Source organism: Streptomyces sp. CNX435 (assembly GCF_059570575.1).
This window is the reverse complement of record NZ_JCANTA010000004.1, coordinates 18765-31970: the sequence shown is the minus strand read 5'-3', so window position 1 is coordinate 31970 and position 13206 is coordinate 18765. Positions and strand designations below refer to the sequence as shown.

Genomic DNA, 13206 nt, shown 5'->3' with positions numbered 1-13206 from the left:
GCCGCGGCCTAACGCCCCCGCCCGGGAGCGGTCCAGGAGCGGAGGGCGTCGCGCTCCGGGGGTTCCGACGACGCGAGGGCTTCCTCCCGGGCGGCGTCGACGAGGTCGTCGACGCGGACCCGCCGGCCGGTCTCCGCGGACTCGACGGCGGCCGTCACCATCGCGAGGCTCATCACGTTGTCGTGCACCTCGCCCATCGGTACGTCGCCGGTACGCAGCGCGCGTACGAACTCGGCCAGGGAGCCGGCGACCCCCTTAGCCGGCTTAGCCGGTACGGACCCCGCGCCCCGCGCGGGCGGGGCGGCCCCGGCCGCGGCCGTGGCCTCGACGGCGACGGGATTCTCGCCGTCCCAGACCAGCGAGCCGTGTTCGGCGCTCAGCCGCCAGGCGCCGTTCCACGAGGTCGTCAGGCCCGGGCTGCACCAGCTGCCGGTGAAGACGTAGCGGCTGCCGCCCGTCATCTCGAAGACGGCGGTGGTGGCGGCAGCGCCGGCGTACCAGCTCCAGGGAGGGCTGTACTCCTCGCAGTGGACCGACACGGGATCGGCGTCCAGGAGCCAGCGGGCGGTGTCGAACGGATGGATCGCCATGTCGATGAGCAGCGGGTGGTCCATGGCCTCGCGAAACCCGCCGAAGTGCGGGTCCTTGAAGAACTCGGTGGTGAGGACGCCCGGCCGGCCCAGCCGGGCGGCCTGGTCCCGGAACGCGAAGAGGTGCGGGTGGTAGCGGCGCGACTGGCTGACCATGAACAGCCGTTCCGCCAGCCCGGCCGCGGCGGCCAGCCGCAGGGCCTGGGCGAGCGTGGCGGCGAGCGGTTTCTCGCCGAGCACCGGCAGCCCCAGTCTCAGCGCCTCCAGGGTGACGGGCAGGTGGGCCTCGGGAACGGTGACGTCGACGACCGCGTCCGGCGCGGCGGCGGACGCCAGCGCGGTGAGACTCGCCCCGGTGGGCACGTCGCCGGCGCCCGTCTCCTTCAGTGCCCGGACGGCCGCCGCCGGCTCGGTGTCCACCACCCCCGCCAGTTCGACGTCCGGCGATGCCGCGATGGTACGCAGCCAGAGCCGCGACATCCGGCCCGCGCCCACGACGACGACGCGCAGCGGCGCGCCGTCGTCCGGCACGGTGCGGAAGGCGCCACGCGTCACGGCCGCTCGCCGTCGGTGGCGGTGGCGGTGGCGGTGTCGGTGGCGGTGTCGGTGGCGGTGCCGCTCTCGCCGGGGGTGCCGCTCTCGTCGGCCCACCAGCCGGTGTCGCTGTGCACCAGCCGGGGCGCGGTGCCGTCGCCGCCCGGGGCGGTCCAGCGCACGGCGTTGGCGATGACGCGGCGTACGTGCGGGTGGTGGTAGACGGGGTAGTCCTGGTCGCCGGGGCTGAAGTAGAAGATCCGGCCGTGCCCGCGCCGGAAGGTGCAGCCGCTGCGGAAGACCTCGCCGCCGCTGAAGGAGCTGAGGAAGACCAGCTCGTCGGGGGCGGGGATGTCGAAGAACTCCCCGTACATCTCCTGCTGCTCGATGACGATCGGATGCGGCACGCCGGCGGCGATGGGGTGGGTGGGGTCGACCGTCCAGACCAGCTCGCGGTCGCCCGAGTTGCGCCAGCGCAGGGTGCAGGTGGTGCCCATGAGCCGGGTGAAGATCTTCGACCAGTGCGCGGAGTGCAGCACGACCAGGCCCATCCCGGCGAGCACGCGCCGGTACACCCGCGTGACGACCTCGTCCGAGACCTCCCGGTGGGCCAGGTGCCCCCACCAGGTCAGCACGTCCGTCTCCGCGAGCACCTCCTCGGTCAGCCCGTGCTCGGGTTCCGCCAGCGTCGCCGTGCGCAGCCGGGCGCCGTCGCCCAGGTGTTCCGCGATCCCCTCGGCGACGGCACCGTGCATGCCGTGCGGATACCGCTGCGCGACCTCGGGCTCGCGCTGCTCGTGGAGGCCCTCGCCCCAGACCGTGACGCGCAGGGCAGCCGGTGGCTTCGGCGACGACATGGCATCTCCCTCGTACCTGCAAGAACACCCAGAAAAGTTTTCGGAAGCGGCGCTACGGAAGCTAGGGGCCCCGCCGGGCACCGTCAAGGAACTCTACGGGAGGCACGCCATGGCCGGAGCCGGGGGAGTCGAGTAATGTGCAGGTGGAGGGGCAGGCGAGGAAGCACCGCGCTGAGCGCCCCGGGTTCCGAAAATGTGTCGGTAGGGCAGAGAGCGGATCGTGACCCATACCAGGATGCCGCGACCCACGCTCGCGCAGATCGCCGAGACGGCCGGCGTGTCGATCTCCACCGTCTCCAAGGTCCTCAACGGCCGGGACGACGTCTCGCGGGACACCCGCGCCAAGGTCGACTCCGCCCTGCGCGAGCACCGCTACCGGCGCCGCGGCGCGTCGCTGCACGACCCCGCCGTCCGCACCCTCGACCTGGTGATGAACGGCCTCGACGGGTCCTGGCCGGCGAGCGTCGCGAGCGGCCTGGAGGCGGCCGCGTACGAGGCCGGCGTGCACGTGGTGATCTCCGTGGCCCGGCAGGGCGCCTCCGCGAACAACCACGCCACGCAGGACTGGGTGGACCGCGTACTGGAGCGGGGCAGCGCGGGCGTGGTGCTCGGCCTCATCGAGCCGGCCCCCGACCAGCTCGCCCGCCTGCGGCAGGCGCATGTCCCCATCGTCGTCATCGACCCGCTCAGCGACCCGCCGCCCGACGTGATCTCCGTGGGCACGACCAACTGGGCCGGCGCCTACGAGGCGACCACCCACCTGCTCGACCGCGGCCACCGGCGCATCGCGCTCGTGACCGGCCCACCGCACCACCTCTACGCCCGCGCGCGCACCGCCGGCTACCGCTCCGCCATGGCGGCGGCCGGCGTCAAGGTGCCCCCCGGGCTGGTCAGGCACGGGTCGTACGACCGCGCGAGCGGCGCGGAGCAGGTACGGGCGCTGTTCGCGGCGCCGGAGCCGCCGACCGCGCTGTTCATCTGCTCCGACCACATGGCCATCGGCGGGTACGAGGCCCTTGCCGAGGCGGGGCTGCGCGTGCCCGGGGACGTCAGCATCGTCGGCTTCGACGACCTGCCCGAGGCGCGCTGGGTCGCCCCGGCGCTGACGACGGTGCGCCAGCCGCTCAAGGACATGGGCCGCAGCGCGCTGCGCACGCTGTTGCGCCTGATGAACGGCGACGAGTTGGAGAGCCCGCGCGTCGAGCTGGCGACGACCCTGGTCGTACGGGGCAGCACCGCCGCCCGCGACTGACCGGGAAACATCTTCGCATCGCCCGCGTGTGCAGCCTTGACGGCCGACACCGGGCGTTCTTATTGTCCGTGGCATACGATAAGAGTTGCGAAATTTTTTTATGTATCCCGAGGAGTGACGGTGCCATGACCTCCGGACGGCGGCGGGCTCTGGTAGTGCGCGGTGGCTGGGACGACAGCCGTCCGGTGCAGACGACGAACCTGTTCCTCCCGTTTCTCCGCGAGAACGGCTTCGAGGTCCTCGTTCAGGATTCGCTGGAGGTCTACGAGGACGCGGACCTGCTGCTCGAAACGGACCTCATCCTCCAGTGCTGGACCCGGGGGGACATCACCCGCGGCGAGAGCGCCGGGCTGCTCGCGGCGGTCCGGGCCGGAACCGGCTTCGCGGGCTGGCACAGGGGAGTCGTCGACGCCTTCCGGGAGGACCCCGACTACCAGCTGATGACGGGTGGGACGTTCGTCGGAAACCCCTCGGGCCGCGGGCCGCTGCGCGTTCACCTGAGCGCCGGACACGCCGACCATCCGGTCATCGCCCGTCTCGACGACTTCGCGGTGGACACCGACGCGTGCTGGACGCTGACCGACCCCCTGAACGACGTGCTGGCCACGGTCACGTTCGACCCCGACGACACGCGGCAGCGGGCGGTGACCATCCCCGCGGTGTGGACCAGGGCGTGGGGCAAGGGCCGCGTCTTCGTCTCCACCGTCGGCCGTACGCCGGCCGACTTCCGCAACTCGCACGTGCGCACGCTCACCCGGCAGGGACTTCTCTGGGCGAGCCGCTGACGGCCTTTGGCCCCGCCGGACCTCGACGTGTCATGTCAACCGAGGTTGACATCTACTCGATGTCAACGTAGGTTGACGTCATGAGTGATGCGACCGAGCTTGCCGAGCGGGCCGGGGGCGCCGATCCCCGGGAAGGGCTCCGGGCCGTTGCCGCTTTGCGGCGGCTGCTGGAGCAGTTGGAGGCCGTGCAGGTGCGCAGTGCGCGCAACCAGGGCTGGTCGTGGCAGGAGGTCGCGGCCGAGCTGGGGGTCAGCCGGCAGGCGGTGCACAAGAAGCACGGGAGGCGCTGATGTTCGAACGGTTCACCAAGGCCGCCAAGGACCTCGTCCGCGGGGCGGCCGATCGCGCGGAACGGGCCGGCGACCCGTACGTCACCGCCGAGCACCTGCTCCGGCAGCTCCTCGCCGCCTCCGGCACCCCCGGGGCCGTCGCGCTCGCCGCGGCCGGGATCGACGGCGAGGAGCGGCGCGGCGCCGTCGAACGGGACCTGAACGAGGCGCGGCGGCGGGGCGGGCTCACCAAGTCCGACACCGCGGCCCTCGCCGGGATCGGCATCGACGTCGCCGAGGTCGTCGACCGCGTCGAGTCCGCCCACGGCCGCGGCGCCCTCGCCCGGTCGCGGGCGTGGCGGCGTGGCCGTATGCGATTCGACGCGGACGCCAAGGCCGTGCTGGAACGGTCCCTCAGGGTGGCCCTGGGGCGTGGCGACAAGGCTATCGGCGACGAGCACATCCTGCTCGCGCTCGCCGCCGCCCGCGGCATCCCGGCGGAGGTCCTGGCCGACCACGGTGTGACGTACGCGGCCATCGAGGCCGCCCTGCCCGCCGTGCAGCGGGCGGGGTGACCCGGGGCGGACCCCTCCCCGGCGAGCCCGCGCCGGTAAGGCCCGCTCGCCGTGTGCCCGACCGCCCCCGACCGCCCCCGCGGGCTCCGGGCGGCGGGCGGGTGCGGGGGCCCGCCGGGGTTACAGGCCCGCCAGCTGGCCGCCGTCGACCATCACCGTCGTCCCCGTCTGGAACCCCATGTCGTCCGACGCCAGGGCCAGCGCCGCCGACGCCATCTCCTCAGGCGTCGCCATCCGCTTGAAGGCGTCGATCCCCTGCCTGCCGAACTCCGCCTTCCGCGCCGCCCACTGCTCGTCGGTGTCGCCCGGCGGCCGGTGCACGTCCAGCATCGGCGTGTCCGTCATCCCCGGCGCCATCGCCACCACCCGGATGCCGTGCGTGCCGTTTTCGATCGCCGCCGCCTGCACGAGACCCGAGACGCTGTTCTTGCTCGCCGTGTACGAGCCGAGTCCCGGACGGGTCGCGTACTGGTTCGACGATCCGGTGACGAGGATGACCCCGCCCCCGCGCGCCCGCAGATGAGGGATCTCGTACTTCATCGCCACGAAGATGCCGCGGGTGTTGGTGAGCGTCACGTCGTCCCAGTCTGCCACCGAGACCTCGTGCAGGTCGGTGAACGGCTTCTGGATCCCCGCGTTGTTGAGCGCGATGTCGAGACCGCCGTACTTCTTCACCACCTCGTCGACAAACCCCTGCACCTCCTCGGGCCGGCGCACGTCGGCCCTGATGTACGTCGCCTCCCCGCCGGCACTCCGGATCTGCCCCTCCACCTCGCGCCCCAGGGTCACCCGCCGCCCGCAGAACCCGACCCGCGCACCCTCCGCGGCGAACGCGATCGCCGCCGCCCGCCCGATGCCCGACGTGGCACCGGTGACGAGAACGGTCTTCCCCGCGTACCTGCCGCCCTCGCCGCCCGTGCCGGCGCGCTCCTCCGCGCGCCGGTCGGGCTCCTGCGCCGACGTCGTCCGCGCACCCGCCGCGAGGCCCACCCCCGCCGCGGCCACTGCCGCTGCCGCCCCGCCCAGCACGTTGCGCCGGCCCACCGACCCACGTTTCCCGTCCTGCATCTGCTGTCCCTCCTCGACCTGCTGCCGTACGGCTCCACCCTCCGGCCCGTGCACCGGACGCCGCATCCGCCGCCCGGAGGCGCCGCGCACCGACCTACGGCGGTGGCGTGCCGCCGCGACCCCCGACTTTCGTCGAATGCGCGTGTCAGTGGCGGTGCTTACGATGGCCGGTATGTCCACCGTCGAACCGCGGTCCGTGCGCCGCGCACTGCTGACGCCGCCGCAGCTTCGGCTGCTGCTGGCCGCCGGGTTCGTCTTCGTCGTCGTCAAGTCGGTGCGTAAGGCGCTGACCGAGGAGGCGGGGCTCATCACCTCGGCGGCGGCGAGCGCCGTGGTCGCCGCCGCGCTGTGCGCGGCGCTGCTGCTGTGCCGCCGGATGCCGGTGACGGCGGCGGTGGTCACCGGCGCCGGGTTCCTGCTGGAGAGCCAGCTGTGGCCGGTGCTCGTCGCGCTGTACGCGGTGACGGTGTGGCGGTCCCGGGTGGCCGCCGTCGCGCTGACCGGCGCCGTCTTCGTACCGGCGGCCTTCGGCCCGTTCCGCGAGCTGGTGAACATGCCGCAGGTCATGCTCTTCCCCTGCTCGGTGCTCGCCGTGCCGCTGGCCGTCGGGCTCGCCACGCGCAGCCAGCGCGACCTGACCGGTTCGCTCGCGCGCCAGCTGGAACACCTGGAGGCGGCGAACCGGCTGCGCGACGAGCGGGAGCGGATGCGCGACGAGCAGGTACGGATGGCCGAACGGGCGCGTATCGCACGCGAGATGCACGACGTGCTGGCGCACCGGCTCAGCCTCCTCGTCCTGCACACCGGCGTGCTCCAGCGCCGCGGCGACGCGGCGCCGGACGCCATGCCCGATCCCGTACGGGAACGCCTCGACCTCCTCCGTACGACAAGCGCCCACGCGTTGGACGACCTACGCGACCTCCTGGGCGCCCTGCGCGACCACGAAGGACCCGTCCCGCTGGCCCCCACCGCCGACGACCTGCCGGCCCTCATCGCCGAGTCCGAGCGCGCCGGCACCCGGGTCCGCGCCCGCACCGACGACCTCGCCGGCCTGCCCGCCGCCGTGCGTCTCGCCGCCCACCGCATCGTGCAGGAGGCGCTGACGAACGCCCGCAAGCACGCGCCGGGGGCGCCTGTCGACCTGACCGTCACGGTGACCAGGACGCGCGTGGTCATACGCGCCGAAAACGACTGCCCCGTGCCGCCGGAGTCCGGCGACCGTCCCCCGCGCGGCTACGGCCTGGTCGGCATAGCCGAGCGGGTGGCCGCCCTCCACGGCGACCTCACCACGGGGCACACCCCCGGCGGCTCCTTCCTCCTCACCGCCGAACTGCCCGTGCCCGTACACCCGGTGGACGAGCCGTCGGTGCTGAGCGGCGCGGTGGCCCGGTGATCCGCGTCCTCGTCGTCGACGACGACGCCTTCGTGCGCGCCGGGTTGCGGGACCTGGTCGCCACGGACGACGGGCTCGAACTCGCCGGGGAGGCCGCCGACGGCGCCGCCGCGGTGGCGACGGCCCGCGGCCGGCGCGTCGACGTCGCCCTGGTGGACATCCGCATGCCGGGCACGGACGGCATCGCCGCCACGGCGGCGCTGTGCCGGCTGCCGGACCCGCCGGCGGTCATCGTGCTCACGACGTTCGACCTCGACGAGTACGTCTACGGCGCGCTGGCGGCGGGTGCCGCCGGCTTCCTGCTCAAGGACACCCCGCCGGACGACATCCTCCAGGCGATCCACGTGGTCGCGGGGGGCGCCGCCATGCTCTCCCCGACCGTGACCCGCACGGTCATCAGCCGCTTCCACCACCCGGAGGCCGCCCGCGGCCGGGCCGCCCGCGAGGCGGCGGCGCGGCTGACGCCGCGGGAGCGACAGGTGCTGTCGGCGGTGGCGGACGGGATGACGAACGCGGAGATCGGGGCGTTGCTGCGGCTCCGGGAGTCGACGGTGAAGGCCCATGTGAGCCGCATCCTGGCGGAGTTGGGGGTGACGAACAGGGTGCAGGCGGCAATTGTGGCGCGGGATCTGGTCGGGTGAGGGCGAGCCGGTCGGTCGGGCCCGGGCGCGACGCCGGGCGGATAACGCCCCGCCCCGCGGGCGGAGTGTGCGCGTCGCCGGGCGAAACCCGGGCTCCGGGGGGCGGGCTAGATGTCGCCGGGAGAGGCGACGCATGCGGCAAGGGCCTCACGTAGTCGGACCTGCTGCTCCTGGGACAAGGGCGAGAACACCTGCTTTTCGGCGGCGCGCACGGCCACACTGGCCTTGCGCAGCGCCGCCTGTCCGTCCCGGGTGAGTTCGGTCGGCAGTGCCCGTCCGTGAGGCGCCTGATCGGGCCGCGTGAGCAGGCCCCGCTCCTGCAGCCGGCGAAGGACGAGGTTCATCGACTGGCGGGTGACGAACGCGCGGCGGGCGAGTTCGGAGTTGGACAGCCCAGGATGCTGGCCGAGCAGTTCGAGGCATGCGTACTGAGGGACGGTCAGGTCCAGTGGCCGCAGGGCTTCGTCCATCGCCGTGCGCAGGGAGGCGTGCACCTGTTTGAGAACGTAGCCCACCGACAGCTCAAGGTCGCCAACCGTCTCTGCTTGCTCCATGTCAGCATTCTGACATACGGTGGATGTCAGCACGCTGACATGAGGGGGCAGGGCTATGAGTGGACGAGTCACGTACTTCGAGCTGCCGAGCAGCGACATCGCGGCGACTCAGCGGTTCTGGGGCTCGCTGTTCGGCTGGAGGTTCTACGAGGGCAACTTCCCGGGTTACTCGATGATCCAGGGGCCGGAGCCGATGGGCGGCGCGCCGCACGACGACGCGTCCCGGCACCCCCGGATCTACTTCGCCGTCGACGACATCGAGGCCGCCGTCGCCCGGGTGCGCGAACTCGGCGGTACGGCGGAAGATCCGGTCACCATCCCCTCCGGCGCGTACGCCCACTGCACCGACGATCAGGGCGTGGAGTTCAGCCTGTCCCAAGAGGCAGGAGACCACGCTTGAGCCGCACCGAAACCGAGACGAGGCCACAGGGGGCCGGGCACCTCGTCAGGCCGCTGCTTCCGTTGGCGTTGGCGACCTTCGCGGTCGGTACCGACGCATTCGTGATGGCGGGACTCCTGCCCGCCATTGCCGCCGACCTCGACGTGAGCGTCCCGGCTGCCGGCCAGTTGGTGACGATGTTCGCGTTGACGCTCGCCGTCGCCGCCCCGGTACTGAGCTGGCTGCTGAGCCCGCTGGATCGCCGGAGGGCTCTGCAGCTGGCGCTCATCGTGTTCGTCGTCGGCAACGTCCTGACCGCCCTCAGCCCGACCTATCCGCTGGCGATGCTGGCCCGGATTCTCACCGCGCTCGGGGCCGCCACGATCGTGGCCACCGCCTCCAGCGCGGCCGTCGCGATCACGCCTGCCGAACGGCGGGGCCGCGCAATGGCTCTGGTCATCGGTGGATTGACGCTGTCCACCGCGCTGGGCATGCCCCTGGGCAATCTGATCGGCAGCGTCGACTGGCGGCTGACCCTGTGGGCCGTTGCGGCGCTGGGCGTCGTTGCCGCGATCGGGATCTCGGCGTCGTTGCCCAGGGTGGTGCTGCCTGCGGCGAGCCTGACCGCCCGGCTGGCTCCGCTGCGCCGGCCCAAGGTGCTCACCATCCTGGCGGCGACGCTTCTGGTGATGGCCGGGCACTTCACCGTCTACACGTACATCGGCACGGTCTCCGCCGAAGCCACCACCGGATCGTTCCCCCAGGCGCTCACCCTGATCCTGTTCGCCTGGGGCATCGGAGTCCTGGCCGGCAACTTCTTCGCCGGCTACCTCGCGGACAAGCGTCCAGCGCTCGGCGTCGCGGTCGCCGCACTCGCCGGCGGCACCGCGCTGCTCGCGATCAGCCCACTCACGGTCAACCACCTGTTCTCCGCAACCGTCTGGGCTGCCGTCTGGGGCACCACCGACGGAGCGGCCTCGGTCGTGCAACAGCACCGGCTGGTGACCATTGCACCCGCCTCGGCGCCTGTTCTCCTCGGCCTCAACTCCTCCGCGATCTACGTCGGCGTCGCGGTGGGCGGCGTACTCGGCGGTCTGACCCAGGACTGGCTGTCGGTCACCCTGCTCGGCGTTCCCGCTGCCGTCCTGGCACTGCTCGCCACCTCGGTCACCGTCGCCGAGGGGCGAGCGAGCCGGGCGGAGAAGCCGCCGGGGGCACCTGAGTACGCCCGGTGACGCAGGCAACGGGCCGCGGTGCGTTTGGTGGGTGGGGGGTGGGGGGCGACTTGTGGGCCTGTTTTGCTCGCTTTCAAGGAGATTATTACGGCAGGTTCGCCACGGAGAGGCACACCCGGGGCCACCCGCGCGTGGATTCCCTCGCGTAGCGAGGTCCCGGAGCGAAGAGAAGGGACGCTCTTCACGGCGGACGCCTGCCGCACACTCAGGAGATGGGGCGGCCCCGGGCCCCTGCACGCCGACGCCGCCTCTCCCCGTCGCCGTGGGCGGCGGGGCAGGGCGGCGTCGGATGCGGAGTCAGGCGGAGAGTTCGCCCGCCTTGACGGCGGTGACGAAGGCGGTCCAGGCGGCTGCCTCGAAGATCAGGGCGGGGCCGTCGGGGTCCTTGCTGTCACGGACGGGGACGAGGGCGGGGTGGTCGTCGGACACCTCGATGCACTCGCCGCCATCGGGGTTGCTGTGGGTCGACTTGCGCCAGGTGACGGTCTGCAGGAAGTCGTCGGAGACCTCGATGCAGTTGCCGCCGTCGGAGTTGCTGTAGCTGCTCTTGCGCCAGGTGGCGGTACTCAGGTCGATTCGTCGCACGGGACTTCCTCCAACGTCTGCACGATGAGCTTGCGCGACTCGGCCGGTGTGAGCGCCTTGTCGCGGACGGCATCGTACGCGAGCTGCAAACGCTCAACTGACCCGTTTTCCTGGACGAGTTCGCCGCGATGGGCATTTTCCGTATAGGCAACGGTACGCCCTTCGGGTAGCCGCAGGAACATGACGTCGGTGCCGTCGAGGCCGTACAACCCGGCGCTGAACGGCAGCACTTGGAGCGTCACTCCTGGGTGCTCGGCCATCTCCAGCAAGTACTCCAGCTGTTCCCGCCACGCCTTCGGGTCGCTCAGCGGCGTACGCAGCACCGCCTCGGAGAGAATGGCCCGGAAGCGCGGCTCACGCGCGCTGTCCAGCAGCATGCGGCGGTTCATGCGGGCCTCGACCTGCTGCTCCAGCTCGTTGCCCTTCGCGCCGCCCGCCGAAAGCAACGCGCGTGCGTACGCCTCGGTCTGGAGCAGGCCGGGGACCGTACTCACCGCGAACTGCCACAAGCTCGTCGCCTCCTTCTCCAGCGTCATGTACCGCTGATACTGCTCCTTGAACTGCGTCGGATCCGCCGCCGCCACCTCCCACAGCGCCAGCACCAGCGGCGTCGTCCCGTAATGCGTGTCCAGCGCCTCGGCGACCTCCGGGCTCCCGAGCGTCGCCCCCGTCTCCAGCTTGTGGAACAACGACGGATCCCAGCCCAGCGCCTCGCCGAGCTGCCGCAGGCTCTCTCCCTTCTTCGTCCGCAGTAACCGCAGCTCCTCCGCATAGCGCTGGCGCGCTTCCTGGCTTCGTCCCGTGACTGCTCGTCGTGGTGGCATGCGCCGATCTCCCGTCGCAGAAGGTGTGGAACAACCGCCGTGGGCCCACGCGCCGACCTGTGTGAGCGTCGTCACACGGCCCCCCTGGCGGCACACTTGTAGTCAACCCGCTACAGAGCGTAGTTGTCTAGCCCCCCTGTCCAACTGATCGACCGGCCCACGGAGCCAGCCCATGACCCCCACGTGGAAGATGCTCTTCACCCCCCACGCCAAATGCGTCCGCCTCGTCCGCGCCCAGGTCGCCAAGGCCCTCGCCGGGTGGGGCTGCTGCGGAGACGCCGCCGACGACGTCGTGCTGATCTGCAGCGAACTGGCGACCAACGCCGTCCAGCACGCCCGCACGCCCGGGCGGTTGTTCATGGTCCGGCTCACGTTGCGTGGGCGGGATTGTCTGGTCGAGGTGAGCGACGCGACCCGCGTCCCGCCGCGCAGGCTTGCGGCCGGGCCCGAGGACGAACGAGGCCGCGGGCTCCAGTTGGTGGCCGAGCTGGCGGAGTGCACGGGGCATCACGACCGGACGCCGCTGGGGAAGACCGTGTGGGCGCGGGTCACCCTGCCGAAGTGACGTTGCGGAGAAGGCGGCCCTCAGCCGCCCGCCGTGACCGTGACTTCCTTCGTGAACGGGCCCCACTTCCCGTCCGGGAGCTTCGCCCGCACCTTCACCGCGTACGTCGCCTTCGTCTGCTTCTCCAACGGCAGGCTGATCCGGCCGGTGTCTTTCGGCGCCGACTCGCCCAGCGTCAACTGCGAGGCGAACTCCCCGTCTACGTAGACCTCGTACCCCGTGACGTCCCCGTCCGCCTTCGGGGCGTTCCAGACCAGGTCCAGGTTCCACACGCCGGCGTCCTCGCGGGCCGTCACCTGCAGGTCCGTCGGGACCTCCGCGCCCGCCCTGCCCTCGGGTTCCGGCTCCGTCGTGACGGTGGCCGACGGGCTCTCCGGGCCGGAGTTGTCGGCGGCGTCGCGGGCCTTGACCGTGAAGGTGTAGCGGGTGTCGTGGCGGAGGGTGGTGACGGAGGCGGTGGTCTGCGTGCCGCCGACGCTGTGGATCTTGGTGCCTTCCTGGTAGATGTCGTAGGACGTGACTTCCTTGTTGTCCTCTGACTTCGTCCAGGTCAGGGTGGCCGAACGGGGCCCGTCCGCACGCGCCTTGAGGCCGGCGGGCCGCGTGGGGGGCTTGCTGTCGTCGGCGTCCGCGGACGGGGTGGTGACCGGGGCGGCCTTGCCCGCGTCGGAGAGTTTGCCGTCGGCGTCGCGGGCGCGTACGGAGAAGGTGTACGAGGACGACGGCTTGAGGCCGGTGACGTCGATCATGTGCTGCGCGGCCGGTACGTTCTGGATCTTGGTGCCGTTACGGTACACCTCGTACCGCCGCACCTTCTCCGTCGCGGCCGACTTGTTCCACATGACGTGCACCGACGTGGAGCTGCTGGTGTAGACGGTCACGCCGGTCGGCACGGCGGGTGTGTCGGGTGGTTCGGCGGCTCCGCTGTCCGAGCTGCAGGAGGTCGCGGTCAGGGCCACGAGGCAGGCGGCGGTGGTGCTCAGCGCGGCGAGCGTGGGGGTGGGCCTCACGAGGGACGCCTCTCATCGTGCGAGCAAAGGTCCAGACCTTTTTCGCACACTCACCGCGTACATTTCAAGATGTCGGCGTCGGCCCGGAGT

Annotated in this window: 16 protein-coding genes; 9 read left to right on the top strand and 7 right to left on the bottom strand. The window is 72.0% G+C overall.

What is annotated here, in order from left to right:
- Positions 1-8 precede the first annotated feature (8 nt).
- Positions 9-1145 carry a Gfo/Idh/MocA family protein gene (locus tag T328_RS09095; protein WP_496495421.1) on the bottom strand — a complete coding sequence of 379 codons (1137 nt, stop codon included), beginning with the start codon at positions 1143-1145 and terminating at the stop codon, positions 9-11.
- Positions 1142-1981: a ThuA domain-containing protein gene (locus T328_RS09090; protein ID WP_496495420.1), complete on the bottom strand. Its 840-nt coding sequence runs from the start codon at positions 1979-1981 to the stop codon at positions 1142-1144. Before T328_RS09090 ends, T328_RS09095 begins: the two co-directional genes overlap by 4 nt.
- Positions 1982-2216: 235 nt before the next feature.
- On the opposite strand from T328_RS09090, the gene T328_RS09085 reads away from it, so the two are divergent.
- The 4 genes from T328_RS09085 to T328_RS09070 all read left to right on the top strand — a co-directional run bounded on the left by T328_RS09085 (position 2217) and on the right by T328_RS09070 (position 4862).
- The gene (locus tag T328_RS09085) at positions 2217-3233 is read left to right on the top strand and encodes a LacI family DNA-binding transcriptional regulator (RefSeq protein ID WP_496495740.1); all 1017 of its coding nucleotides are present in this window, start codon (positions 2217-2219) and stop codon (positions 3231-3233) included.
- Positions 3234-3358: 125 nt separating this feature from the next.
- Complete coding sequence (locus T328_RS09080; RefSeq protein ID WP_496495419.1) at positions 3359-4018, top strand: ThuA domain-containing protein; 660 nt, start codon at positions 3359-3361, stop codon at positions 4016-4018.
- Between the two features lie 80 nt (positions 4019-4098).
- Entirely contained in the window at positions 4099-4308 is a 210-nt protein-coding gene (locus tag T328_RS09075; RefSeq protein ID WP_018835100.1) for a DNA-directed RNA polymerase sigma-70 factor, read from the top strand.
- Positions 4308-4862, top strand: a complete 555-nt coding sequence (locus T328_RS09070; protein WP_496495418.1) for a Clp protease N-terminal domain-containing protein — start codon at positions 4308-4310, stop codon at positions 4860-4862. Before T328_RS09075 ends, T328_RS09070 begins: the two co-directional genes overlap by 1 nt.
- A gap of 120 nt (positions 4863-4982) precedes the next feature.
- Here T328_RS09070 and T328_RS09065 read toward each other — a convergent pair whose 3' ends face one another.
- A complete protein-coding gene (locus tag T328_RS09065; protein WP_496495417.1) occupies positions 4983-5930 on the bottom strand; it encodes an SDR family NAD(P)-dependent oxidoreductase in 948 nt (315 codons plus the stop codon).
- A 172-nt stretch (positions 5931-6102) separates the two neighbouring features.
- Here T328_RS09065 and T328_RS09060 point away from each other — a divergent pair, with 172 nt between their 5' ends.
- Together T328_RS09060 and T328_RS09055 are read left to right on the top strand one after the other, a co-directional pair.
- Positions 6103-7323 (top strand): sensor histidine kinase, encoded by a 1221-nt coding sequence (locus tag T328_RS09060; protein WP_496495416.1) that lies wholly within the window; start codon positions 6103-6105, stop codon positions 7321-7323.
- On the top strand, positions 7320-7964 hold the full coding sequence (locus T328_RS09055) for a response regulator transcription factor (RefSeq protein ID WP_496495415.1): 645 nt from the start codon (positions 7320-7322) through the stop codon (positions 7962-7964). The genes T328_RS09060 and T328_RS09055 overlap by 4 nt, the downstream gene beginning before the upstream one ends.
- A gap of 107 nt (positions 7965-8071) precedes the next feature.
- Here T328_RS09055 and T328_RS09050 read toward each other — a convergent pair whose 3' ends face one another.
- Positions 8072-8518: a MarR family winged helix-turn-helix transcriptional regulator gene (locus T328_RS09050; RefSeq protein ID WP_496495414.1), complete on the bottom strand. Its 447-nt coding sequence runs from the start codon at positions 8516-8518 to the stop codon at positions 8072-8074.
- 55 nt (positions 8519-8573) lie between these two features.
- Here T328_RS09050 and T328_RS09045 point away from each other — a divergent pair, with 55 nt between their 5' ends.
- Positions 8574-8918, top strand: a complete 345-nt coding sequence (locus T328_RS09045) for a VOC family protein (RefSeq protein ID WP_496495413.1) — start codon at positions 8574-8576, stop codon at positions 8916-8918.
- Entirely contained in the window at positions 8915-10132 is a 1218-nt protein-coding gene (locus T328_RS09040) for an MFS transporter (RefSeq protein WP_496495412.1), read from the top strand. Before T328_RS09045 ends, T328_RS09040 begins: the two co-directional genes overlap by 4 nt.
- A gap of 297 nt (positions 10133-10429) precedes the next feature.
- On the opposite strand, the gene T328_RS09035 is transcribed toward T328_RS09040, so the two are convergent.
- Complete coding sequence (locus T328_RS09035) at positions 10430-10717, bottom strand: DUF397 domain-containing protein (RefSeq protein WP_496495411.1); 288 nt, start codon at positions 10715-10717, stop codon at positions 10430-10432.
- Positions 10699-11541 carry a helix-turn-helix domain-containing protein gene (locus T328_RS09030; RefSeq protein ID WP_496495410.1) on the bottom strand — a complete coding sequence of 281 codons (843 nt, stop codon included), beginning with the start codon at positions 11539-11541 and terminating at the stop codon, positions 10699-10701. Before T328_RS09030 ends, T328_RS09035 begins: the two co-directional genes overlap by 19 nt.
- A 172-nt stretch (positions 11542-11713) precedes the next feature.
- On the opposite strand from T328_RS09030, the gene T328_RS09025 reads away from it, so the two are divergent.
- The gene (locus tag T328_RS09025) at positions 11714-12106 is read left to right on the top strand and encodes an ATP-binding protein (RefSeq protein WP_496495409.1); all 393 of its coding nucleotides are present in this window, start codon (positions 11714-11716) and stop codon (positions 12104-12106) included.
- 20 nt (positions 12107-12126) lie between these two features.
- Here the strand turns inward: T328_RS09025 and T328_RS09020 are convergent, their stop codons facing one another.
- Positions 12127-13116: a fibronectin type III domain-containing protein gene (locus T328_RS09020; protein ID WP_496495408.1), complete on the bottom strand. Its 990-nt coding sequence runs from the start codon at positions 13114-13116 to the stop codon at positions 12127-12129.
- Between the last annotated feature and the right edge of the window lie 90 nt (positions 13117-13206).

Bases quoted from the DNA above. Each gene is read 5' to 3' on its own strand.
- T328_RS09025 (WP_496495409.1), top strand. From the start codon at position 11,714: ATGACCCCCACGTGGAAGATGCTCTTCACCCCCCACGCCAAATGCGTC.
- T328_RS09045 (WP_496495413.1), top strand. From the start codon at position 8,574: ATGAGTGGACGAGTCACGTACTTCGAGCTGCCGAGCAGCGACATCGCG.
- T328_RS09065 (WP_496495417.1), bottom strand. From the start codon at position 5,930: ATGCAGGACGGGAAACGTGGGTCGGTGGGCCGGCGCAACGTGCTGGGC.
- T328_RS09080 (WP_496495419.1), top strand. From the start codon at position 3,359: ATGACCTCCGGACGGCGGCGGGCTCTGGTAGTGCGCGGTGGCTGGGAC.
- T328_RS09060 (WP_496495416.1), top strand. From the start codon at position 6,103: ATGTCCACCGTCGAACCGCGGTCCGTGCGCCGCGCACTGCTGACGCCG.
- T328_RS09050 (WP_496495414.1), bottom strand. From the start codon at position 8,518: ATGGAGCAAGCAGAGACGGTTGGCGACCTTGAGCTGTCGGTGGGCTAC.
- T328_RS09070 (WP_496495418.1), top strand. From the start codon at position 4,308: ATGTTCGAACGGTTCACCAAGGCCGCCAAGGACCTCGTCCGCGGGGCG.
- T328_RS09090 (WP_496495420.1), bottom strand. From the start codon at position 1,981: ATGTCGTCGCCGAAGCCACCGGCTGCCCTGCGCGTCACGGTCTGGGGC.
- T328_RS09075 (WP_018835100.1), top strand. From the start codon at position 4,099: ATGAGTGATGCGACCGAGCTTGCCGAGCGGGCCGGGGGCGCCGATCCC.
- T328_RS09085 (WP_496495740.1), top strand. From the start codon at position 2,217: ATGCCGCGACCCACGCTCGCGCAGATCGCCGAGACGGCCGGCGTGTCG.
- T328_RS09030 (WP_496495410.1), bottom strand. From the start codon at position 11,541: ATGCCACCACGACGAGCAGTCACGGGACGAAGCCAGGAAGCGCGCCAG.